Source organism: Colwellia psychrerythraea, assembly GCF_000764225.1.
GTDB classification, from domain to species: Bacteria; Pseudomonadota; Gammaproteobacteria; order Enterobacterales; family Alteromonadaceae; genus Colwellia; species Colwellia psychrerythraea_D.
The window spans coordinates 299278-324228 of sequence record NZ_JQED01000029.1 but is presented as its reverse complement, the minus strand read 5'-3'; the positions used below and the strand labels follow the sequence as shown (position 1 = coordinate 324228).

Sequence of the window (24951 nt, the reverse complement as noted above, 5' to 3'; positions counted from 1 at the left end):
AATAATATGAATACACCGCCAATCAGTATTGAAGCCTTAGTTGTATTAGATGCCATTGAATACCGTGGTAGTTATGCCGCTGCCGCAGAGCAATTAAATAAAGTGCCATCAGCACTGTCATATATAGTTCAGAAATTAGAAGAGCAGTTGAACGTTACGCTATTTGTGCGACAAGGTAGGCGGGCTGTTCTTACGCCTGCAGGTAAACATTTGTTGCTAGAAGGGCGTAAAGTATTACATGGAATAAATGCTCTGTCAGAGCAAACACAAACCATTGCCAATGGTTGGGAGCCAAAAATACGCATCGCTTGTGATTCTATTATTGACATCAAGCCGATTTTTTCTGGAATTCAGCGATTTTTAGCTGAGCATGAAACTATTGAAATTGATGTGAAAGAAGAGGTAATGAATGGAACTTGGGAGAGGTTAATTCACGATAAAGTTGATTTAGTTATTGGCGCACCTTCGCCAGTGCCAAGTCAAAAAGGTATTCGCGCGGTAAAAATACAAAAGTTAGAAAGTGTGTTGGTGGTAGCTAAAACACATGAACTATCAACTATGCTAACGCAAGGTACACCCCCTATTCAGGGGCATGACCTTAGTAAATACCGAAGCATTATTGTTCATGATTCTGCACAACATGAGATCCCCAGGTCGATAAATATGATTGAAGGCAGTCAGCATTTTTTTGTTAGCTCCATAAGCAAAAAAATAGCAGCAATTGTCGCTGGCATCGGCATAGGTCACATACCAAAGTGCATGGCTCACCCGTATATTGAATCAGGCCAACTAGTTGTTATTGATATAGAAGAAAAACTAACACCACAAGATTTATACATGGCGTGGAAGATATCGAATAAAGGTAAGGGGTTGAAACAGTTAGTTGCCATATTGATGGATCCGCAGGACTAACCCTATAGCCGTATATTTCAAGTATAAAAAAACAGCCCTGAGTCTGGACTGTTTTACTTAAGCGTTACCGCTTTTTCTACATTGGTGTGACTAATCGATCTATTTAGCTAAGCTGCTGATCTCTGCCATGAGGTACTGTCCAATCTTGATTATGTGTAACAGGCACAATTCCGTACGGATTTATCGCTAAGTGACTGGCATAATAATGGCGTTTTATATGCGCTTCATTAACCGTTTTAGCGATATTAGGCATTTGATACAGCTCCAGCATAAAGTTATAAATGTTGTCGTACTGTTCAATTAATCGCAAGTTACATTTAAAGTGCGTATGATAAACCGAATCAAAACGTACTAAGGTAACCCATAAACGCCAGTCTGCTTCCGTTAATGTGTTACCTGTTAAGTAGCGGTTTTTGGCAAGTATTTCTTCAACACTGTCTAGCGCAGAAAACAATGATGTTACATTACCGTCGTAAGCTTCCTGTGTTGTTGCAAAACCAGTTTTGTAAACACCGTTATTAATATTGTTATAAACAAATTCATTAACTTCGTCTATTTCATTGCGTAAATGTTCAGGGTAAAAATCGAGTGTGTTACCTGTAAGCTCATTAAAAGCGCTATTAAACATGCGAATTATTTCAGATGACTCATTATTCACGATCACTTTGTTTTTCTTATCCCATAAAATAGGTACGCTGTTAACGCCGCTGTAATCGGGATCTTGAGTAAGGTATTTTTCACCAATGTACTTATCACCATATAAATCATCACCGGTGGTACCGTAAAGTTTTGCTGATACTTCATCATGGTTAAAACCCCAACCTTTATCGTGCATATCTGGGTGTACTACACTCACGGTAATTAAATATTCTAAACCTTTTAATTGACGGAACACCAAAGTGCGATGTGCCCATGGGCAAGCGAGTGATACATATAAGTGGTAACGGTCAGGTTCGGCTTTAAAGCCCTTACAGCCGCTTATACCTGCACTGCCATCTGGCGTGATCCAATTTCTAAATTGTGATTCTTTACGTTGATATTCACCATTTTTAATACTGCTGTTCCAGCTATTTTTTACTGAAGTCATGATTGCTACCTCTATTATTAATTCAATACAATTTATTTGCTGTTTGTGTTTATCTGCTTTTTTTATAATAGACACTTAAATAATGCGTGTTGTTTGTTCTAAAGTAAGTCTTGGGCCTCGAGGGTAGTTTCCTGAACTATCGCCATAACCAAGGTTAATTAAAAAGTTAGATTTATAGCGCCCTTCAGGGAAAAATTCAGCGTCAACAGCATTGTTGTCAAAGCCACTCATAGGTCCACAATCTAAGCCCATCATACGAGCAGCAATAATTAAATATGCGCCTTGCATGGAGCTATTTCTTTCAGCTGTTGCTTGGCAAAACTTAGCATTGCTTTCAAACATTTTTTTAGCATCGGGTATAGCTGGAAACTGCTCAGGCAAATGGTTAAAAAACTGAGTATCACTCGAAATAATAACGGTTACTGGTGCAGCTAAACTTTTTTCCTGATTTCCTGCTAAAAGTGTTGATTTTAAGCGCTGTTTAGCTTCATTTGTTTTAAGAAAAGTAAAATGTCCGGGCTGGCTGTTCATTGACGTTGGCCCCCATTTCATTAATTCATAAAGTTGTTTTAACGTTTCGTCTGATACGGTTTCTTTAGTAAAAGCATTAAAGGTACGTGCATTAAGAAATGCTTGCTCTAGAGCTTCACTCGCTAATGGTCTATTGCTCAATGATTCATTCGTTATTATTGTAGACATGTGTATCTCCTAAAGTATTGTTGTCACCCTTTTGTGGATTTATTTACCATAAGGGTAGGTAGCGCTTGCCTTATTGATTACTTAAACGCTGTGTAATTACGTTATCTAGTGATAATTTATCCGCACCACTAAATATCAGGGAAATTGAGATAGCGAATAACGCTAGTGCAAATTCATAACCATTGTTTGCCATAAATAAGCCGTTAACAGAGTGAACACTAAAAATGGCAACTAGCATGGTGATACTAAGCATTAAAGCCACAGGGCGAACGAGTAAGCCAATTAATAAAGCGATACCGCCAAAAAACTCTGCACTACCTGCCATCAATGCCATTAAGTAACCAGGTTCAAGGCCTATTGACGTCATCCATTGACTTGTGCCATCAAGACCATAGCCGCCAAACGAGCCAAATAATTTTTGTGCGCCATGGGCAATAAAAATAATTGCCACTGGAATTCTAAGTGCTAAAGTTGATAATTCTGTGTTGGTTTCTACTAATTTTTTGATTATTAAAGGTTCATATATATTCTCCAGTATTTAATGTTAGGTATTAAATTAGCTTTATTTTGTAAGGCTTGTTTACTTGATGGGTAAATAATAGAACACTTATAAAAACAAAAAAAACGGAATGTTTTGACTACTTTGTTCAAATAATTTGAGCTGAATGATATGGGCCTAGGTAAACATCGTTATGATAGTTATCATATACTGACTCTAAAGCTTTATTTTCCTTATTTATTATGTGATTATTTTTTTTGTTGCTGGCTCCTATGTCAGGATTGAAAAGACTTTAAACTATCTGTAAGGGCTTTATACAGGGGGCATTTATCTGTCAAAGCTAAAAGCTTTTAACCTTGTGTATCGGTGATATAATCGACCAACTTCATTTAACGATTGATAACCTTACATAGCTTTCAATCTCATCGTTACGTCGCTTTGAGTGTTATGAAGTAGTCCATGTTTTTTACATGAGAGAATGTCGGAGTCAGTTTAACCAATGATACTGGTATGGCTGTCCAGCATTGCAAACCACTTAACGAATGTTTGAGGGTGCACATGCACTTCAAAGCTCTCTCGTTCAAAGTGAAAGATACCTGAGCCTGCAGTAATTCAATTAACATTTTCAGGAAAATTTCTAGGTTATTACCTAAGCAGCCACGCTGTAATATACTGCCAACAAAAAGATAAGTAAGTGGTGATAAGCCAATGTGCTAGAGTGGTATAACGTTGATTCCCTTGCTATCAAAGTCTTCCTTAATAAAGACTATATTATTCACTTAAGCTGGGTACCTACTCATAGTAAATGCTGCCCTAATGTTATATAGAGCAACATTTACTGCTATATCGTATCCACTTTAAGATAGACTAACATTGAATGTCATCTTATTTTAATCGCTGTTTTTATAACGAATATATACCCAAGTAACTTGAAAATTAATGGAAATAATAAAAGTGATTAATTAAACAAATGCCGATTTATTACGCTCAGTAAAGTCTTTTAAAGTGGTTAACGGACGGCCTAATAATTGCTCACCATCAGGGCTTATCACGGCAGCTTGATTCGTTGCAAATACTTCAAATAACTCTAACATCCCCTGTGCTTGCCATTCAGGCCATCCTGTTGATAGCAGTGAATCTAGGGTTTGCTCTTTAGTAGGTGAAATATATGATACCGCTTTACCCGTTACTTTTGTAAAGATTTCAGCCATATCTTCTCCTGTCAATAATTCAGGACCTGTTACATTGTAAGCTTTGTTGTTATGTCCTGATGTGGTCAAAATATTTGCCGCTATTTCACCTATGTCGGCAACATTTAAGGGGGCTAAGCTGCCTTCACGAATACCAAAGTATAAGCCACCTTGTTTAATACCCTCAGCCCAACCATAGAAGTTATCTTGAAAGAAGATAGTACGTAAGTGTGTCCAGTTAAGGCCTGACTGTTCTAAGTGTTTTTCACCTGCTCTGAATTGACGACCGAATAAGATGGATTCATATTCCGCACCAAAGACAGAGTAAAATAAGAAATGTTTAACAGATCCCGCTTGTACTGCTGCATCAATAGCGTTTTTAGCATGTTGCTCTCTCGCTTCAACATTGCCAGGTATCATAAATACTTTCGTTACTCCTTGATATGCTTCAGTTAATGTTTCAGGCTTATCTAGATCGATAATAACGGTTTCAATTGATGGAAACTGCTGTGTTAACTGAGCGGCTTTCTCAGCGCTGCGCACTGCAGCACGAATAGTATTTTTAGTGCTTTGTTTTTTTACCAAAGCTTTGATAGTTGCTGTACCGTTATTACCTGCTGCACCAATAATTAATGTAGTTTCATTGTTCATAATTTTTCTCCAAATTGTTGTTAACATTTTTATGTACCATAAAGGCGGTTAGCCTTTGCTTATGAGGTGTTGATTTGATGTAGGTATATTAAAATAGATTCATAAAGATAAAAAACGGAATATATTGATAGGTAATGTCAATATTTTTGAATAAAAGTGTTGTTAGATAAATGTAGTAATCTTGATACTCGTTGCTGATATTGACAAGCTTGGAGTTTGGGATAATATTTTAGGATTTACTTATTGACGATATCGCTTTTGATACAAAACAAAGTAAGTTGTTAACGCAATATAGAGTGATTGATATTTCTGTGAAAAATACGCCATATTTGGCGTGGCGTAGTTAATTTATTTACAGATTATTAAAATAAAGCGCATTGCCTTTTCACTTAGAAATGAGTCGAGAGAAGAGGGGGTCAGAATCTCGCTAACCAGCAGCTTGTTATGTGCTAAGCGAGTATTCGTCGATTGGTTTAATCGATGAGACTGTAACCTTAATAGCCATTGATCTTCGTAACAAACAGCAAAAGTTACATAAGACTAAGCAAATAGTCTCAAAAAACGCCTAATAATGTTCAATAATTGAACTTTACTCTATTGTTGATGAATACTGAGTTTTACCGCTAACGAGAAAGTAGAAAATGATAAGGGAATACAGGGGTGATAATATCGCTTTGTACAACTAAGCCGTTTTTCAAATCAGAACCTATCAAAGTAATTTTGAACCTAATAGATTCGAACATTCTTACTGTAAAACCGAACATAAAAACACTAGCAATTAAGATGACGTTAATTAACATACTGATAGTAAAGTATAAAAATTAAGTTAGAGAGTTGGCATAGAACTTCCTATGACATAGTTAAGACATAGTCAGGACATAGATTATCACTTGTTCACATACCATTTATGTAAGGAATTTTTATGAAATACACGCTAGTCACTGCCATACTTTTTATTCTGTTCACCAAAGGGGCTGCAGCTGAAGAGGATAAACATTTTATTAATGAACCGACTACACATCTGATTGAAGTACTTGGAGAAAAGCAATGGATTCATGGTTCGCAAGATTGTGAAAACAATCAAGATCATGCGATAGAAGTCTTTCAATACAATGAATCAAGTTATGTGCTTCGTCAAAATAAGTGCTTGAGTTATGAAGCGCCTTTTATTTATGTCTTAATTGGCCAGAAGAAAATACTAGTTGTGGACACGGGGGCAACCGAAAATGCTGAAGAATTTCCACTGTATCAAACAATACAATCTCTGAATCAAAAGCACTCTGACAACACAAGCACCAATGAGCGTGAGATTGTCGTTATTCACTCACATAGTCACAGTGATCATTATAGCGCTGACTCTCAATTTATCGGACAAGCTAATGTCACCGTAGTTGCCGCGAATAACGCTGGAGTTAATGAGTTTTTTGAGTTTGAACAATGGCCTGAACAGCAAGCCAACATTGAGCTTGGTGGGCGTAATATAACCATCATTCCAACCCCTGGCCACCAAGAGGAAGCTATTTCAGTGTACGACCCGCAAACTAAGTGGCTGCTCACAGGAGATACATTCTACCCAGGTTATATCTATGTTAAAGCCTGGGGTGATTACAAAGCGAGTATCGCCCGCTTAGCTGAATTTACCAATAAGCATAATGTAAGTGCAATACTTGGATCGCATATTGAAATGACGAATAAACCGGGTGAATTTTATGAGATTGGCACTTTATACCAACCCGAAGAGTCTTCTTTGTTATTAACCTCGAGTGACTTAACGACTTTGAACGAAAGGTTACAACAAGCAGATAAACCAAAGAAAATTGTCATGGATAGTCTAATTATCGAGCCCTTGGGCTTTTTACCAAAGCTGATCAGTAGTATTGCCAAATGGTTTATTGGCTGATTTACTTAACCTGAATCCTGGATGATGAACGCTTAATGTTTATTTAAAATCAATTTTTTAGGTGGTAATGCAGAAAAATTAGCAGGAACAACGTAGTTAAATATCCGATCAATGTTTCAATTTCTAAGGTTATCAAGGCAAAACGTTTATGAATAGCTGGCTATTTATCGACGTTTTAACGATGAGAACCACAAAAATGGGAATGTTGAGCAAGTGCTGCTTATCCAGAGTTCAGGTTACTTAGTTAGTTCAAGGCGTTGTAGGCACAACATTACCACTCACTAAGCAGTACTAGCATACTCAATGTTAATGTGAGTGAGTCGGTAATGAAATCTTCGGGCTTAGTTCGTCAGTTTAAAATTTGCTAATGAGTCGCTTAGTTGAGCGCTGAATTTTTCTATCAAGCAGATCATTTCACATGTATTTCACTTACCTGTCGTTAAGCTAGCGCTATTGAAGTTACAGGAGCAAAACGCATGCTTAAGAAAATAGTCATTACCTCAGCCATCTTAGTTGTCCTCATAGCGGGTTCATTATTCGGCGCCAAAGCTTGGGTTAAAAGTTTATTACCTGAAAAAGCCCACTTTGATGCAATAAAAACAACACAAGTAAGTGATTTACCCTACCTTAGCCAAGACATCCCAACAAATAGAGGTAAAATATTAGCTGTGGTGACTAGTATTGATAAAATGGGGGCAGACCAAGATACTGGTTATGAACATACCGAACTAGCCCGTGCTTACTGGGTGTTTACGGCTAATGGTTTCAGTGTTGATATTGCTAGTCCTAGGGGAGGTAAACCACCTGTAGTGATTGATGGAGAGGACATGGGAGCCTATGATTATGCTTTTTTAAATGACGAGACAATTCAACAAAAAGTAGCCAACTCTATTGCCCTAGCAGAGGTAAATCCGAATGATTATGAGGCAGTATATTTTGTCGGGGGAAAAGGCACTATGTTTGATTTTCCCGATAACGTTTATGTGCAAAATATTGCCAAAACACTGTATCAGAGTAACAAGGTCGTTAGTGCCGTATGTCATGGTCCTTCTGCACTGGTGAATGTTGAGTTAGATAATGGTGAAATGTTGCTTGCAAATAAGAACGTCAGTGGCTTTACTAACGATGAAGAACTTTTTTTAATTCCAGAGGCGAAACAAATTTTTCCTTTTTTACTTGAAGATAAATTGATTGAACAAGGTGCTAAATTTCAATCGGGCACAACCTATTTAGAGAAAGTGACTCAAGATGGAAAATTAATCACAGGTCAAAACCCTTGGTCTGTATGGACACTTGCCGAAAAAGTAGTTGCAGAACTAGGTTATCAACCTAAAAGCAGAGTGCGTACGCCTGAGGAACATGCTATCGAACTGCTGATGACATATGATGCACACGGTTTTGATGTGGCCAATGAAGATCTTAAACAAAAACCACAGGCTTATCAGCGTATTCTTATTGTGATGCATAGTATTTTAGCCTTTATGCAGTTCGAAATTAGTAAAGGCATTGACCTATTAAGTTTGGCAAATCAACTTAAACAGTTACGTTAACCGTCATGCAGCCTAACAACTTCTTTTTGGCTTGTTAGGCTGCATGCTGTAAATGACAGAGTTAAATGCAACGTTATCCAATCACATCTACCACAGCACAGCTAGGAAAAGGGACGTCTGGATTGCTGTATTTCATTGGCGACTTCAAGCAAAATCATCTTAGAATTCCACTTGTTATAACTATGTAATTAATTTGTTACATCATTGTGCTGGTTATCCCCGAATAATTAATGAAAAACTTCCCAGAGTTACATAAGATATAGCGATAAATAATATAGGGATCTACTATGAAAAAGAAATATTTGGCAGTCGTAATCGCCGCAAGTATAGCGTTATCCGCCTGTATGGCAACCAATTCAGCGTCTGTTTCTGATTCGGCTAACAGTGCATCAACCAAAACTACTGAAAATGATGCCAATAAAGTGTTTAGTCAAAAATACTTATTTAAAGAATTATCTAATGGTTTACGTGTTTTAGTGGTTAAGACAGATTACCCTGATCTTGTTTCAGTACAAATCCCTGTGTCGGTAGGGTCTCGTGATGAAAACGAAGTTGGAAAAACTGGTTTTGCGCATTTCTTTGAGCATATGATGTTTAAAGGTTCAGATAAATTCCCGCAAGATGTTTATGCCGATTTATTTAAAAATGCCGGTGTTGATAATGGTGCTTACACGACTAACGATTATACCAATTATCATTTAGATTTTTCTAAAGATCATTTAGATAAAGTATTAGAGATCCAAGCCGATCATTTTAAAAACCTCTCTTACACTGATGCACAATTTAAAACGGAAGCCTTAACGGTAAAAGGTGAATACTTAAAAAATAATGCCAGCCCCATACGTAAACTATTAGCAGCGGTACGCAAAGAAGCGTTTGATACCCATACTTATAAACACACCACTATGGGTTTCTTTGAAGATGTTGAAGCAATGCCAAAGCAAATAGCTTACGGCGAAAAGTTCTTTAATCAATTTTATAAACCAGAATATGTTTCGTTAGTGATAGTCGGAGATGTAGAGCCACAAGCTACTATGGCGATGGTTGAAAAGCATTGGGGCAATTGGAAAAAAGGTGATTTTGTTAATGATATCGCTCAAGAGCCAAAGCAAGAAAAAGCGAAGTATGTTCATGAAAAATTTGATGGTTTACCAGGGCATTGGCTATTAGTATCTTATAAAGGAGCCAATTGGCAACCGAAGGAAAAAGATCGTGCTGCATTAGATTTGATTTCTGAATTATATTTTTCAAACAATTCAGCATTGTACCAAGAGTTAGTGGTAGACAAGCAGCTCGCCAGTCAAATGTTTAACTACAACCCTGAAACAAAAGATGCAGGTTTACGTCATGTCTTCATTAAAGTAAATGAAGAAAAAGACTTAGTCGTTGTGCGTGATGCGGTAAATCGCACGTATGCGAAGGTGCGTACAGAACTTGTTTCAACTGAAAAACTTGATAACTTAAAATCGAATCTAAAATATAGCTTCGTCAATAGCTTAGACTCTTCAGAGTCTATCGCTGCAACACTTGCTAGTTATATGCACTTTGATCGCGATCCTGAAACCATCAACCAACTTTATAATAGCTTTGACAACATTTCAGCGGATGATATTAAGCGAATCGCCAATCAATATTTTATTGATGAAAACCGCACCACGGTAACGTTATCAGCATTAGATAAAGTGGCGGGCTTTGAGCAAGAAGTTGACTTAAATGGCGCGGTTGCCAACATTGAAATGAACAAAGCGAACCCAAGTGCGCCACAGTTTACAGTGTTAGATAAAACCAATGACTCGCCGTTAATTGATGTGAACTTTCTATTTTATACCGGCGCAGCAGCAGATCCGGTAGGTAAAAAAGGTGTGGCGGCTTTAACCGCACGCATGTTAACTCAAGGGGGCTCTCAAACACGTAGTTATGAAGACATTAAGAAAGGTTTATATCCGTTAGCGGGAAGTTTCTCGTCACAACTAGATAAAGAAATGATGTCATTCACGGGTCGTGTTCACAAAGATAATGCAACACAGTGGTACCAACTGATCAGCGATCAATTGTTGAATCCAGGCTGGCGTGAAGATGATTTTAAGCGTATTAAAAAAGAGTTACTCGATGGTATTAAGTCTGGCCTTAAATCATCTAATGATGAAGAGTTAGGAAAAGAAGTGCTTTATAGCGAACTTTATCAGGGCCATGTTTATGAAAACTTTAATAGTGGTGATTTATCTGATTTAACTGCCATAACGCTTGAAGATGTTAAAGCTTTTTATGCCGCGCAGTTAACACAAGCTAAGTTGCATTTAGGTATTACTGGTGCACTGCCAAGTGCTTTAAAAACACAGTTAATGACCGACTTAACGGCATTGCCTGTAGGTGATGAAAAACGTTTAACCATTGCTAAAGCGCCAGTACTAACAGGTCATCACGCAACAATTGTTGAGAAAAATGCACAATCAACGGCCGTTTCTTTTGGTTTCCCAATTGATACAGTTCGCAGTGACAAAGATTGGGCAGCGCTTTGGTTAGTACGTTCGTACTTTGGTGAGCATCGTAGTTCTAATAGCTACTTGTATCAACAAATACGTCAAGCGCGTGGTATGAACTATGGTGATTATGCATATATTGAGTATTTCCCACGTGGTATGTTCCAAACTAAGCCTGATGCAAACTTAGGTCGTTCAAGCCAAATTTTCCAAGTATGGTTACGTCCTTTACGTTCAAATAATGATGCGCATTTTGCAACCCGTGCCGCTTTGTTTGAATTGGATAACTTGATTGAAAATGGCATGAGCGAAAAAGACTTTCAAGCCACACGTAATTACCTAACTAACTATGCGCCGCAATTAGTGGCTAGCCAAGATCAGCAGTTAGGTTATGCATTGGATAGTGAGTTTTATCAAACAGAAGAGTTTGTTAAGTACGTACGAGGCGAGTTTGCAAAACTTACCTTAGACGATGTCAATCGTGTCATTAAAGAAAACTTACAAACTGATGATATTCACTATGTGTTCATTTCTGGCGATGGTAAAGACATGAAAAAACGTTTGTTGTCTGAGCAAGTATCACCATTAAAATATAACAGTGAAAAATCTGCAGAATTGTTAGCGACTGATAAAGTTATTGAACGTTATAAGTTAATGCTGCCGGCGAAAAATGTTGAAGTGATTGCGGTAGATAAGGTGTTTAAATAAGGTTTTAAAAATACCCTGACGATAACTCAATATTGAGTTGAACTTGATAAAACACCACGCTCGCCGTGGTGTTTTTATTTTTACTGTTAAATTATTGTTGCTATGACAATATCAGAGCTTTGATAAGACAACTTAGATAAATTAACCGACAGTAAATACCATCGGAGGGTTTGTTGGTTTAAAGCGTTCGTTAGTGACACTGGCATTGATAAATTCGATGCCTTGGTGTTTAACTCTGCCATAACCTTCATGGATATGGCCGCAGATATGCACTCTCGGTTTTATTTCTTCAATTTTGACTAACAGGTTTTCACAACCGGTATGTTCACCACTATGAATTTTGTCTAACAGGCCAAAAGCGGGACCATGGGTTACCAGTACATCAACATTTTTACTGATCAGATCCCATTTCTCTTGCAACGCTTTGCCACGAGATAAATTAAAAGCCCAGTGCTGAAATCTTGGCTGCCAAGGTGAGCCATAAAACGTATGTCCCGCTATGGTTGTTGATTGATCTTCTAAATAGACAGCGTTAGTGAGTATTTTTAAGCACGCTTGTTTTTGACGCTCAAAACACCAATCGTGATTGCCCGCGATAATAATTTTATGTTGATGGGGTTGTTCACCTAGCCACTCATTGAAATCCTCAAGTTCTGATAACTTTCCATGCCGAGTAATATCGCCAGCATGAATAAGAACATCACCCACTGGCAGTTCTAGCTTGTTGTACATACCATGTGTGTCTGAAATAGCGACGCACTCTAGCTTTGTTTTCATTGTAGTGAACCTTATACTTTGTACTTAGTTAATGAACAATAATTCGAACAGGATACGGCTATTGTTAAAGCACTGATGGGTTGTGCATATTAACCACTATGTTGGCAATTCTTGGAGTGGCGACCTTTATAATATAAACCGACTGTGCTTTACAATATTATGGCTTATTTTAGGTTAGTTAGGTGTTATCAGAAATGTGTTATTCGCTTTGATTTTTTCCTTTTCATCACTTTGCTTGGCAGAGCGTAAACTCAGCTGACAGAGAAGGAGTGAAAATACTCGTTAATAACCTTATTTTGTTGGGTTGATATAACGTTGCTCAGAGAAATGTTTGGCTAGAAAAATTTGTAAATCATCGAGCTGTTTAGCAGAAAACCATTTTTTGTGTGCTCGGTAATAATCTTTAGTTTGATAAATCTCGGTTAGTATTTGATTAATATCGTCAATAACTCGTTGCCCCAATGACGTCTTAGAGCAATTGAAATGGGCAATAAGGTAAGGAGGCGCTCCTGCAATGGTATATTGTTCTATTAGCGGCTTTTGCGCTTCATTTGGGGTTATATCCACAGGTAAAGCAAGTACAAAGTCAACGCGAGATTTATATAACATGGACGATAGCGCTACAACACGCTTATTTCCGCCACGGTAATAAATGTTTTCGGCTTTTATTTTTTGTATTTGTTTATCAAGAAAAACACCAAAAGATACATCTTGTGCAAGGCCTAACGTTTTTTCAGGTAATAATTTAAAAACACTGGCAAGATCTTTGATTTCCCCCTCAGCATTAAACAATTGCTTTGGTAGAGCTGACGCTTGATTAAAGCGATAAAGTTTATGAGTAAGGTAAAAACTTTGAGGATCTGAAAAGAGAGAATATTCCCGACGCTCAGGTGTACTTGCTCTATTGGCCACACAGGCATTTTCGTTTGTCTGCAGTACTCGATTCATGCGACTTGCGGTCACTCGCTCTATTTTAATATTATATTGGCTTAATCGCTGAATAATTACGTTTTCAATATAAGAAGCAGTTGACGTGTCAGCAGAGGTTTTTGCTAATAAGTCTCTATTTTCAAGTTTGTCTTCGACTAGCCAAATGATTTTCTGTTTGTGCGCTTGGTCATTTATATGATCACTTTGCGCTGGCGCGCTAAAAAGAAGAACAAGGGTAATGAAGGAGCTTATCATTGATGACAGTGAAAATAGGTTCAAAAGAAAAGGTCTGCTGAGTGTAACGTATGGCTATTTTAACTGTATTTTACCTAATAAAATAGCTCTGATAGCTGCAAAGTTACACTTCATAGCGTTTTTTCTGCTAATCGTTATGGTCAATAGATGCTGTTGTGTAAGGCTTAATTTACTTAGTTTTCACAAGGTCAAATTGACGGCTTGTTAACTGAGATAAACTCTGGGTAAATCACTGTTGAAAAAAACTCTATAAACTAACATGTTAAGCTCATAGTCACTGATGAGTAAAGCTGAATACTGCTTTTGATTGATGTGTTTAGTTCGGCTGCTATTTCAGCGTTTGTTGCCACATGGTGTAAATAAACTTAGCACTGTTTGTAAGGTAGTTTGTCTGTTATTAACAGAACGCTATTGTTTACTCTATAGTGTCGATAATACTAATCTCACAATCAGTCGCTGCTCTTAATGTTATTGAATTTGATTGACTGACTTCAGCACCATTTCCTTTGTTCATTGTTATAAATTCTGAGTTGTCTGCCACTTTGAACATACCTTCAGAAGCTAAATATAAGCTTGATGTGTTATGTCATGCTCTATTATTGTACCTTTAGTTAATGTACCGCCATAAATGCGTGCTTCTTGGTTGATAAAAAGTAATGGCTTTTTGATGACGTTGGTGCTTTGCCAGGTGACTTTTCACCACCAGCGCTGTTAGCCGAAATAGATGAACTCAATGAATTTATTTACCCAACGATTAATAATGGTGTTTACCGTGCGGGTTTTGCTACCACTCAAGAGGCTTATGAAGAAGCGGTTACTGACGTTTTTGCTGCGCTAGATACCCTGGAAGAACGCCTAGAAGAGCGTCGTTATTTAACGGGTAATAACATTACTGAGGCTGATTGGCGCTTATTTACGACGTTAGTTCGCTTTGATGCTGTTTATGTTGGGCACTTTAAATGTAATTTACGTCGCATTGTCGACTACCCGAATATTTGGGGGTATTTACGAGATTTGTATCAAGTCCCTGCTATTGAAGAAACCGTGGCGATGGACTATATCAAGGCACATTACTACGGTAGTCACGAAACAATTAATCCAACACGGGTAATACCTCTTGGACCTGAAATTGACTTTCACAGCCCTCATGGACGTGAAGCTCTGTCTGTTTAGCGTAAATACTGCATGACAGGGAAAATAGAAATTCACAGCACAGGGCTTAATTGTGCCTGTGTTGTGAAATATTGTGCAAGTTAATAGTTGTTCAATACCGGTATTTTCATTAATTCTCTTTTTAAAATACTTTTTGCTTTTTCTGGCGCAACTTCGTAAAACTCATTCACGTATTGTTCCGCTTCAAAATGCTTTCTTAGCTGTTTTTTAATCTGACAGGGATTATTACAAGGCAAAGAAAAATATACCTGATAATCACCGGGACCTTTCGCAGAAAGTGATTTTGCATACGCCTGTGTGTCATTCGGAGTGCAGCCAATTTTAATCACATTTGAGAAAATTGAATGGGTCATTATGTAGACATTACCAAAAGAAATCTGGTCTACGGTTACGCTTTGTTGTGAATTCTCTATACTCATAAGTAAGCTCTCATCAACGAATACAAAGTGGCATCTTATTCGTCATTACTTCTGTTATTCAAGGAGATACTGTAACGTGTGTACGGATCAGAAATATTGATCTTCTCTTGTTTTGTCTCGCTTGCATCACTATTTTACGATGGAGTTGATTCGGATCAATGAAGAGGAGAAAAGTGGGAGTTAAGAGAGGAGTATTCTATTTATTAATATTCATACAATGGTAAAGGGATTACTATTATAATACTCGATTATATAAGAAACAGCCTTTACAATATGAGTAAAATAAAATCGATAAAGTAATAATTTATGTCACTTCCACCATGCCCCAAATGTAATTCTAATTTTATTTACCAAGATCAAAGCCTGCTGATCTGTCCTGAATGTGCCCATGAATGGAATCCATCAGAGCTGCTTGATGAAGAAGAAGCCTTTACGGTTAAGGACTTCAATGGAACTTTGTTAAATGAAGGTGACAAGGTCACCATGATTAAGGACCTTAAAATCAAAAGTAGCTCTCAAGTACTTAAAGTTGGTACAAAAGCGGTTATTAGGAGAATAGTCGAAGGTAAAGATCATCAACTGGACTGCAAAGTCGATGGAGCAGGTGAAATGATGGTTACTGCAAAGTTTGTGAAAAGGGCTTAACTAAGCAACACATAATAAGAGTTTACAATAAAACTGCTAACTGTTTACTCTTTTATGGTGAAGCAGTACTTATATTAAATACCGTTTCATATCATCGGCTTAATAGTGAAATTATGGGTTGTCCTTCGTTAGCATTAATAATTGGATACTCGTTATATTATTTAAAACCTTTTCATCTCTATCAATCAATTCAACTCGGCTAGTTTTTACCTTTGAGACTTGATTGCAGCTAAATTCACATCCTGTTTTATTAAAGGTGTAACTTCCTTGCTCGGTAAGTACCACACCTTTTGCACGCGAAACCGTTAATGAAGTGATTAAGTCGAATAATTGTTTATAATTAAAAATATATTTGTCCGAAAAAATCCACCCTTTACTAAAATAACCTTCACCATGATTATGCCGCTCAATAAATCCTTCATTCGATAGTTTTGTTTGTAGCGCTTGTTTTTGTTCACTAGCTTTTTTCGCAATGACTTCAATTTGATGTGAACTTTCTTGTGAAGAAGGAGTTGCAACACCAATAGTCGTGTTGCTCGCTATTATGTCTTTAGGTCGTTTCGTTAGCCAAGCGGGATCAATTTTCCCCTGATACATTAGGTGTAATGGTTTATCTGCTAGTTTATTTTGGCTAATAAAAGATGATAAGTTCTCTTCATCTTGAGCTGAATAGGTATCTGCTTTTGCTGCTAAGATAGTGTCTGCTACGTTGAGTTGCTGTATAAAGGATGGATGCTCTGTATAGCGTTTATCGATAAGGTTTCTAGCATCAACTAAACAGAAAATTGATTGCAGTGATATAACTTGTTGAAACTTTCCCTTCGTTAGCACTTCTACTACTTCTTTTGGGTGACCTAAACCTGTTGGTTCAATAATGAGTCTGTCAGGTTTCGCTTTCGTAATAAGTTGATTTAATGCTACCTGCATAGGTAGACCAGAAGCACAGCACATGCAGCCTCCGGGGACTTCCCGAATGAATACGCTTTTTTCACTAGGATTAGCAGCGAGTAGTGCTGAATCTATGCCTATTTCGCCAAACTCATTGACAAGAACTGCCCAGTTTTCATTCTTAGGTTTATTGGCAAGTAATTGCAGTATTGCGGTCGTTTTGCCGACCCCTAAAAAACCAGTAATGAGGGTCGTGGGTATGGCTGAAATAATTGATGATATCTGGGAGAACATTGACTCTTACTCGGTTTAAGGCAAAGGTTTATGCGGAAAATAGTCGGGTGAATTGTCTGGGACATTGGATTTAAATACTAGCATAAGTTTATTATATCTTATTCTAGTATTGATGAGGACGCTGCTAATATCGCTATGAGTTGGGTAGCCGTTTTGGCTAGTACTCGATTGATTGTCAATAACACTATTCACTGCCTTTTGATTTTGGCTAAGACACTTAAGTTATACTGTGCCATGCCGATAATTCTATATATGTTTATTCGTTGATTAAGAGAGATAAAATTTATGAACTCAGCAATTAAATCGAATGCTACCTTTAGCCAAGATGTTCGATCATTAGCAAAAGTACAGGATAAAAAAGAAAATGGGCCCATAGGCCAAAATATATCGGCTCTTGCACACGAGAAGAAAGTAGGCGAAGTGCAGCAATCTATTGCGGTCAGTAATAAAAAACAACTTAACGCCGCAATTATTGAGTCGACATTGAAATTCAGTAACACAGTCGGTGATCAACCACTGTCACTGTTGTTAAGAACCGCCTTGCAGGGAATAAACGAAGCGCTCAAAGAAGATGGGGTTGAAAGTAACGTTGAAGATGCTTATGAGTCAGGCATTGATTTTAGTCCGGAAGCAACGGCTGAGCGTATTGTTTCGTTTAGCACTCAATTCTTGGGGGCTTATCAAGCTCAACACCCTGAAATGGATGCAGAAGAGTCGTTAACGAGTTTTATGGATATTATTGGTGGTGGTATTGAGCAAGGTTTTAGCGAAGCCAAAGATATACTAGGTAATTTAAAAGTATTAGAAGGGGATATTGCCAACAATATTGTCAATACCCATGAATTGGTGAAAGTAGGGTTACAGTCCTTTGTTGATTCCTTTAATCAGGCAGAAGAATGACCCTAGGTAACTTCGTGGAAGTTAGCTAGGGTATTTCCGTTAATTGATAAGTGCAGATTAGGTAGTATTAATTAGCGGCGATTTTTCTTACGTTACCTCTTTAGCCAAGCAATGAACTTACTTAAATGAAAACATTCTTGTTATCGTTTTATCTTTGTCGAAAAAATGATGTTTGAGCGCTCCTGCAACATGAATGACTATTAATAAAATCAAAACGGGAACTAATGTTTCATGCAGATTATGACCAATTGACGATATTGTCTCATTTAGTGCTATAGTTTTACCCGAAATGTCATCATGGTTCGACGCAAGTAATTCTAGGCCAAAAACAGTAATTCCATGACCGCCACCTCCAGACATCATCATGCCTGAAACTGGGTATAATACTGTCAATGTAATCAAGCCCCAGTGCACTATTTTAGCCATGGCTAATTGTATTTTCGAAGCATTACCAATAACTTTAGGCCAACCTTCTCTGATCCTAGTCAGGACTCTAAACGCGGTAAAAAGAAAAACGATGACACCGATTGATTTATGTAGAGGGTATAAGGAAAAAGTCTCTGTTTCGGACATATAAATCCCTATAATCAATAAAAATATCATAGTGAAAGCAATAGTGATGTGTAAAATTTTTGTTCGAGTTGATAGTTGCATGATTTATCCTAGATTTCTAATTTGAAATCATGGTAACAATGCTAGGGTTAAGGTGAGGTTAAATTGTTTTAGGTATCAGCTAAAAATAATAGAAACTTGATATCCTTTACTATCTTGAGTGATTTCATATTGCCAACCAAATTGATTGCTAAGCTTTTCAACCAATTGCATACCTAAACCAAACCCTAACTCCTCATGATTATTGTCTATGGCATCTTGATTAGATTCAACATTGACTATGGTCACTTTATGTCCTTGTTGTTTTATCGTCACAGTACCTTGCTGGGTATGTTGAAAAGCGTTACGGATCAGGTTACTGAGCACAATAACAGCGGGGATTTCAGCTAAAGAAACTTCTATGTCATCGATGTCAACACTTACTGAAACTGACTTTCCTGCAAGTAAATACGTCAACTCAGCTTGTGTATTTTCTATTACTTTTCCTAGGTGCACATTGTCGATAGGCACATCGGCATCTCCTTCTCGGCTGAGCCAGAGTAGGGTTTCTGTCATAGACTTCATGGTTAAACTTGCGCGTTGAATTCGATCTCGAATAACACGTTCTTTTTCAGACGGCGAAGGGTTCACCTTTTCCAGTAAGGCAGAGTTGCTCCTCATGACAGCAATAGGAGTTCGTAATTCGTGGCTAGCATAACTTAAGAAGGCTTGTTCACGCTCTACTGAGTCAGCGACAGAGGCAAGGTTATTGTGTATTAGTGTTGCTAATCCATTAAGTTCTTTAAACCTAAAGTCTGGACGTTCATTGTTAAGCTCAGTCAATTTCAGTTGCTTTGCCCATTGTTGCAACGATTCCATCGGCAAGGCAACTTTCTTAAAGACGTAAAGCAATACTATGATGAAAATGGCTATGCCAGATAGCCCCACCAGTACAATCATCACCATAGGGTCAATGAAAAACTCACCGTCGTGGTCTTCTTCCATTTCTTGATGAATGTTTTCATTAAATTTAGAAACAAATACTTGTCCATCATCTCTATTTAATACCAATATGGAATATATTTTCTGTGGTGGTGCGATATAGGCCCAATCGACAAATTTAGTATGAAGTTTTTCTGTTTCTATTGGGATTACCGGAAAATAATCGCGTACCTGTTGTGGTACTTTCTGCCAGTCAGTGGTGACATGATATTCGAGTATTTTTTGTTCTATTTTATCTTGCTCTGGATACTGTTCAGCAATTTTTAACATAGTATCTTCAATGACCATATCAAATGATCCAATGAACAGGCGGGCACTTTGATATGATAAGATAACCGCAATGAACAAGACTAAACTGGTTAACAAGGCAAAAATATAGGTTCGAATACTCATCTATGATGCTCTTTTTTAAGGTGACTTCTTTCGTAGAACAAAACCAAAACCGGCTTCTGTATCAATGGATAAATTGGCGTTGACTTTATCAAGCTGCTTTCGCAAGTGATGGATATGCACCTTTAAACTATTACTATCGGGCTGGTCCTCTCCCCAAACGGCTAACATCAGTTTATTTCTAGTAACTGGTTTGGTCGCTTCTCGCATTAATTTTTCTAACAGTTTAAAAGTAATTGGCGTTAACTTTAGCGACTCGCCTGCATAGGTCGCTGTACGCGCTTTTAACTGCAAGGCCAAATTACCAACATTTAAACTGGTCGCTTGACCGCTGCGACGTTTTGATAAGGCAATAATGCGTACTAATAATTCCTCTATTTCAAAAGGTTTAACTAAATAATCATCCGTACCGGCATCAAAACCTGCTACTTTATCTTTTAATGAGTCACGCGCCGTCAGCATCAATATAGGGGTGTCATCACTGCTAGCTCGTACTTTTTGACAAACAGATAAACCATCTAACCGAGGCAAATTAATATCAAGTAAAATTACGTGGTAGTCATTATTGTCTATTAATGACAGACCTTGCACTCCATTAGCAGCATGATCGCAGCTTATACCTTCAATTTCCAAATAATCAACTACTGTCGCAGCAAGGTCTATATCATCTTCAACCAGTAATACACTAATGGTCATGGATTAACTCCTTTTTTCGATCATTGAGAATTTTACTTTTTAACTGACCAAATAAGTTTATCGCATCTTGATGCATCATTAGCAATGATGGCACTAACAATAAAGTAATAAAGGTTGCGAATAAAATGCCATAGCCCAGTGATGCCGCCGCAGGAATAATGAATTGTGCCTGTGCCGATGTTTCACTTAATAGCGGCATTAGTCCAGCGTATGTTGTAATCGATGTTAACAATACCGCACGTAACCTACCAGTGCAGGCTTCAATAATGGCATCAGTTACTTTTTCTTTTTGTTGTTTCAGGTGATTAAAACGCGATACTAATAATAAGCTATCATTCACCACTACGCCGCTCAGCGCTACTATTCCATTAAACGATAAGATACTCAGTACCATGTCGTTCAACCAATGACCTAAGATAGCACCAACCAAACCAAATGGAATTGCCATCATAATAATGACAGGTTGTACGTAGGAGCGCAGTGGAATTGCCAGTAAAATATATATCGCAGCCATGGCCATCATAAATAAACGGCTCATTGAATTTGTCGTTTCTGCTTGTTCTTCTGCTTCGCCGGCAAAATGAATCGCCAAATCGGGATAACGGTTTTCTAAACTGGGTATTAATGATTTTTGTAATTCAACAACCAGTTCATTTGAGGAGATCACCTCTTTATCAACCCGTGCACTAACATAAACTGCCGGTAGACCAGAAATACGGGTAATGTCATTTTGTTGATACTCTGTGCTCACATTTGCCACTAAGGCGAGTGGCACTGCTTGGCCGTCATTTAACCTTACGTTTGCTTTCATCACATCATCTATAGTTTGACGTTCACTTTCTGGGTAACGAATTCTTACTTTAACTTCATCCTTACCACGTTGATAACGTTGCACTATTTCACCACCAAAAGCTTGTAAAACTTGTCGAGAAAGCCCCTGAGTTGTTAGACCTAGAGCCAGCCCTTGCTCATTTAAGGCAAAGCGTAACTGTGCTTGGCCTGAGTCAAAATTATCATCAACACCACTAACCCCTGATACTTGCGATATAGCCGCTTTAATTTCCTGACCAGCAGCACGTATGGTTTCGGTATTCCATGCTTTTAACTCAACTTTAAAGTTATCACCACCACCGAAACCAGAACGAATATCCAGTTTTCGCACACCTTCAGGTGTCTGTGATTTTAGTTTCCAAATACGGGCAAACTCATTTAAACCATAAGGGGCTGATTCATCTAACTCAACAACAATGGAGCCTGATAAGTCACTATCGCCAATCACTTCAATAGTATCAATAGCACTACCTCGTTGGCCATAATCCGCCATTAATTGCTGATCAGACTGTCTAGCCGTTTGTTCTATTAGGCTTAAGTTTTTATTCGTTTGACCAAAACTAGCATCATTTTGCATGGTCATATTCGCTTCAATAACACTGCCTGGAATATCAGGAAAAAATGCAACACGCACGCCGCCATTAGTTGGCATACCGATAACTAAAATGAAAATGGCGATGAAACCAAAGAAAACGCCATAACGGTAATTTACCGCCCAAGTTATGGCAGGTTGATAAACTTTTTCACTAAATTTTTGCAGGTTTTTATCAGCGCCTTCTTGAATACGAGGCCAAATATTTTTCCAACCTGATTTGGCTTTACGATGGGTATCTAAATGCGCTAAATGCGATGGTAATATGAGTTTTGATTCAACTAATGACAACAGTAAACAAATAGTGACGACCACAGCAAACTGAGAATAAACTTGACCCATGCCGCCTTCTACATTCGCGAGTGCGATAAAAGTTGCAACGGTTGTCAACACACCAAAAATAGTAGGTACCGCGACTTTTTGTGTGCCAATAATGGTATTCTTTAATGAATCACCTTGCTCCTTGCGTGTGGTATAAATACTTTCTCCCACGACAACGGCATCATCAACAACAATACCGAGCGCAAGAATAAAACCGAAGGTGGTCATTTCATTAATTGTCATGCCGGTGAAACTATCGGTCATAAAAAATAAAGTGCCGCAAAAAATAAACGGTAAGCCCGCAGTTACCCAAAAGGCAACACGAAGATTTAAAAAGATGGCTAATACGATGAAAACTAATGCTATACCAGATAAAGCATTTTTGACCAATAAGGCTAGTCGATCACGAATAAGCGTACCCCCATCATTCCAAGTTTCCATAACAACTTCTTGTGGTAATAACGCGCTTTTTTGCCATTTGCTGACAATATTATTTGCCTGTTCAACAATTTTTAACACGTCACCATTGTCATCTACTTTGATTTCGACACCAATGCCAGGTTGACCGTTATAACGACCGATGACAAAAATATCATCAGCAAAATCATCTTTTATTGTTGCGACGTCCCCCAATCGAACTTGACTGCCATCATCTAGTGTAAGTAATGGGATGTTAGCAAATTCTTGTTGTTGATAGGCTTGTTCAGCAACTTTTAGACGTACCACTTTATCGGCATTACGTAAACTGGTGGAAATAGCCGTTGCCGATTCATTGTTCACTACATCTGCTACGTCAGAGAAGGATAAATTATATGCTTGCAACTTTTGTTCATCGAGTTCGATGGACATCATGGGCTCTGCTTTACCGTTTATCACCACATTGGATATCGAAGGCTGCGCAAGTAAATCTACTTTTAATCGCTCTGCGATAGCTTGTAGTCCGCTACGATCACTTTCGCCAAATATTTTGATGGAATAAGCATGTTCAAGTGAGGTTAACTTTTCAATTACAGGTTTCTCAGCTGCCGCTGGAAAATTATAGATTGCATCCACTTTTGCTTTAACATCGCGTAATAGAATATCTAGGTCATAACTTGATAGCGCTTCAACAGTCACGCGACTACCGCCAGCATTTGATGTTGAAGTTACCCGTTTAATGCCTTGTACTGTTGCCAATGCTTCTTCAATTTTAATTGCAATGCCTTCTTCAGAAAGCCGGGCATCGCCGCTGTCATAGGTCATAGAAATACTGATAGAATCAGTTGCCCAAGGGGGGAATGCCTCTTTACGTAACTGATCAAATGACATTAAGCCAAGAAATATTATTGATAACATTAACAAGTTAGCCGCAACAGTGTTATCAGCAAACCAGGCAATTATCCCGCGTTGTTGGTGAGCAGGAGTCATTACAATAACTCCTCAGTTTTAGCAGCAACTTTCATATTAACTAAATAGCTCGATAATGGACGATTAACTATTTTAGCCTGCTGTAACGGCTCTATCGGCTGTATATATACAGCATTGTTTTCTGAAAATATCACCTTGATAGGAAGCTGAACCAATAAGTCTTCATCATTTACTTGCCAAACTGTGTTGTTATCAATTAAAGCTGAGGCTGGTAATTTCCATAATTGTTCTATTTTTTGGCCTTTTATAGTCGCTTTGACAAATGACCCAGGAAATAAGGGGTTGGCGAGTGCAATGGGGTGTTTAACCACAGCGACAAGTGAACGTTGACGACTTTTCGTATCAAGGTGTCGTTCGTAACGATCAACTTCAGCGAGCCATTGTTCATGGCTTGTTTCGTCTGCTAGCTGTACCTCTATATTGGCAAACGGCTCAACAGTATTATTCGCTTTGGGCAATAGCTGCCATTGCTGAGCAGATAAAGGCAATGACACTTCAAAAAGTGAAACGTCATAAAGATCTGCTAAGCTTGTACCTGCTTGCACATTGCTACCAACGTGCACTTTTTTGGAAACAATCAAGGCGTCAAATGGGGCAATTAGTTTAGTTTGTGCTAAGTCGTATCGTGCTTTCTCAACTTCCTTTTTCGCCATAGTATATTTAGCGTTAGCGGCAACGAGTTGTGGTTTTCGTAATACAAGATCTGAAGCTTGTTCATTTGCTAAGCCCGACTGTTGCCATTCTTGTGCTGCTTGATTACTGTTTAGCTCTTCTTGAGCCAGTGCTAATTGGGCATCAGCTAAACTTGCTTGTGCATTGGCTAGGGCTTGTTGATAAACAATGGGTTCGATTTCAGCTAATAGCTCTCCTTGTTTAAAGGTTTTTCCGGTGTGGAATTTTGCTGATAGGTAGGTTATTTGGCCGCTGACCTGAGAGGTTAATGCCAGTTGATTTCTCGATTTGACTTCACCATAGGCTGTAACAGATGCCTGATGGGATACGGGTAAAACTTCAGACACAGAAACGACGGGATATTGCGGCATAACTTGTGGTGGTGGTGTTTGTTGTTGATTTGCTGACAACGTACTATTAATCATGATTGCTAAGCCGATACACGTTACGTCAGCAATGGTGGCAAGGGATTTTTTATTGATAATTGACATG

Annotated in this window: 20 protein-coding genes and 1 pseudogene; 7 read left to right on the top strand and 14 right to left on the bottom strand. The window is 38.1% G+C overall.

The genetic code is table 11. From position 1 onward, the window contains the following. The first annotated feature begins 6 nt into the window (after positions 1-6). Positions 7-912: a LysR substrate-binding domain-containing protein gene (locus ND2E_RS09345; protein WP_033094155.1), complete on the top strand. Its 906-nt coding sequence runs from the start codon at positions 7-9 to the stop codon at positions 910-912. 103 nt (positions 913-1015) lie between these two features. Here ND2E_RS09345 and ND2E_RS09350 read toward each other — a convergent pair whose 3' ends face one another. The 4 genes from ND2E_RS09350 to ND2E_RS09365 all read right to left on the bottom strand — a co-directional run bounded on the left by ND2E_RS09350 (position 1016) and on the right by ND2E_RS09365 (position 5038). After that, positions 1016-1999 (bottom strand): glutathione S-transferase family protein, encoded by a 984-nt coding sequence (locus ND2E_RS09350; RefSeq protein ID WP_033094199.1) that lies wholly within the window; start codon positions 1997-1999, stop codon positions 1016-1018. Between the two features lie 75 nt (positions 2000-2074). Beyond that, on the bottom strand, positions 2075-2698 hold the full coding sequence (locus tag ND2E_RS09355) for a malonic semialdehyde reductase (RefSeq protein WP_033094154.1): 624 nt from the start codon (positions 2696-2698) through the stop codon (positions 2075-2077). A 70-nt stretch (positions 2699-2768) separates the two neighbouring features. Next, the gene (locus ND2E_RS09360; RefSeq protein ID WP_052056583.1) at positions 2769-3209 is read right to left on the bottom strand and encodes a DoxX family protein; all 441 of its coding nucleotides are present in this window, start codon (positions 3207-3209) and stop codon (positions 2769-2771) included. A 950-nt stretch (positions 3210-4159) separates the two neighbouring features. Next, positions 4160-5038 (bottom strand): SDR family oxidoreductase, encoded by an 879-nt coding sequence (locus ND2E_RS09365; protein ID WP_033094152.1) that lies wholly within the window; start codon positions 5036-5038, stop codon positions 4160-4162. Positions 5039-5960: 922 nt separating this feature from the next. Here ND2E_RS09365 and ND2E_RS09370 point away from each other — a divergent pair. From ND2E_RS09370 to ND2E_RS09380, 3 genes are all read left to right on the top strand, one after another. Further along, entirely contained in the window at positions 5961-6938 is a 978-nt protein-coding gene (locus ND2E_RS09370) for an MBL fold metallo-hydrolase (protein WP_033094151.1), read from the top strand. 476 nt (positions 6939-7414) lie between these two features. Continuing rightward, on the top strand, positions 7415-8488 hold the full coding sequence (locus ND2E_RS09375; protein WP_033094150.1) for a type 1 glutamine amidotransferase domain-containing protein: 1074 nt from the start codon (positions 7415-7417) through the stop codon (positions 8486-8488). Positions 8489-8775: 287 nt separating this feature from the next. After that, positions 8776-11676, top strand: coding sequence for a M16 family metallopeptidase (locus ND2E_RS09380; RefSeq protein WP_033094149.1), 2901 nt, complete (start codon positions 8776-8778; stop codon positions 11674-11676). A gap of 141 nt (positions 11677-11817) precedes the next feature. Here ND2E_RS09380 and ND2E_RS09385 read toward each other — a convergent pair whose 3' ends face one another. From ND2E_RS09385 to ND2E_RS23500, 3 genes are all read right to left on the bottom strand, one after another. Further along, positions 11818-12453: a metallophosphatase domain-containing protein gene (locus ND2E_RS09385; RefSeq protein WP_033094148.1), complete on the bottom strand. Its 636-nt coding sequence runs from the start codon at positions 12451-12453 to the stop codon at positions 11818-11820. A gap of 291 nt (positions 12454-12744) precedes the next feature. Beyond that, positions 12745-13662, bottom strand: coding sequence for a transporter substrate-binding domain-containing protein (locus tag ND2E_RS09390; protein WP_033094147.1), 918 nt, complete (start codon positions 13660-13662; stop codon positions 12745-12747). Between the two features lie 391 nt (positions 13663-14053). Further along, complete coding sequence (locus tag ND2E_RS23500; protein ID WP_263281883.1) at positions 14054-14179, bottom strand: hypothetical protein; 126 nt, start codon at positions 14177-14179, stop codon at positions 14054-14056. Positions 14180-14328: 149 nt separating this feature from the next. On the opposite strand from ND2E_RS23500, the pseudogene ND2E_RS09395 reads away from it, so the two are divergent. Then, positions 14329-14811 (top strand): annotated as a pseudogene (locus tag ND2E_RS09395) (glutathione S-transferase C-terminal domain-containing protein); the annotation flags it as partial. 80 nt (positions 14812-14891) lie between these two features. Here the strand turns inward: ND2E_RS09395 and ND2E_RS09400 are convergent. Continuing rightward, entirely contained in the window at positions 14892-15230 is a 339-nt protein-coding gene (locus ND2E_RS09400) for a GIY-YIG nuclease family protein (protein WP_033094146.1), read from the bottom strand. 306 nt (positions 15231-15536) lie between these two features. On the opposite strand from ND2E_RS09400, the gene ND2E_RS09405 reads away from it, so the two are divergent. After that, on the top strand, positions 15537-15875 hold the full coding sequence (locus ND2E_RS09405; RefSeq protein ID WP_033094145.1) for a zinc ribbon domain-containing protein YjdM: 339 nt from the start codon (positions 15537-15539) through the stop codon (positions 15873-15875). A gap of 111 nt (positions 15876-15986) precedes the next feature. Here the strand turns inward: ND2E_RS09405 and ND2E_RS09410 are convergent, their stop codons facing one another. Next, on the bottom strand, positions 15987-17057 hold the full coding sequence (locus tag ND2E_RS09410) for a CobW family GTP-binding protein (RefSeq protein ID WP_052056582.1): 1071 nt from the start codon (positions 17055-17057) through the stop codon (positions 15987-15989). A gap of 285 nt (positions 17058-17342) precedes the next feature. On the opposite strand from ND2E_RS09410, the gene ND2E_RS09415 reads away from it, so the two are divergent. Continuing rightward, positions 17343-17957, top strand: coding sequence for a DUF5610 domain-containing protein (locus ND2E_RS09415; RefSeq protein ID WP_033094144.1), 615 nt, complete (start codon positions 17343-17345; stop codon positions 17955-17957). Positions 17958-18074: 117 nt separating this feature from the next. Here the strand turns inward: ND2E_RS09415 and ND2E_RS09420 are convergent, their stop codons facing one another. From ND2E_RS09420 to ND2E_RS09440, 5 genes are all read right to left on the bottom strand, one after another. Then, positions 18075-18611, bottom strand: coding sequence for a cytochrome b (locus ND2E_RS09420; RefSeq protein WP_033094143.1), 537 nt, complete (start codon positions 18609-18611; stop codon positions 18075-18077). A 75-nt stretch (positions 18612-18686) separates the two neighbouring features. After that, positions 18687-19943, bottom strand: coding sequence for a sensor histidine kinase (locus tag ND2E_RS09425; protein WP_033094142.1), 1257 nt, complete (start codon positions 19941-19943; stop codon positions 18687-18689). Between the two features lie 15 nt (positions 19944-19958). Beyond that, positions 19959-20636, bottom strand: a complete 678-nt coding sequence (locus tag ND2E_RS09430) for a response regulator transcription factor (protein WP_033094141.1) — start codon at positions 20634-20636, stop codon at positions 19959-19961. After that, complete coding sequence (locus ND2E_RS09435; protein ID WP_033094140.1) at positions 20626-23787, bottom strand: efflux RND transporter permease subunit; 3162 nt, start codon at positions 23785-23787, stop codon at positions 20626-20628. Before ND2E_RS09435 ends, ND2E_RS09430 begins: the two co-directional genes overlap by 11 nt. Then, positions 23787-24950, bottom strand: a complete 1164-nt coding sequence (locus ND2E_RS09440) for an efflux RND transporter periplasmic adaptor subunit (protein WP_052056581.1) — start codon at positions 24948-24950, stop codon at positions 23787-23789. Before ND2E_RS09440 ends, ND2E_RS09435 begins: the two co-directional genes overlap by 1 nt. Between the last annotated feature and the right edge of the window lies 1 nt (position 24951).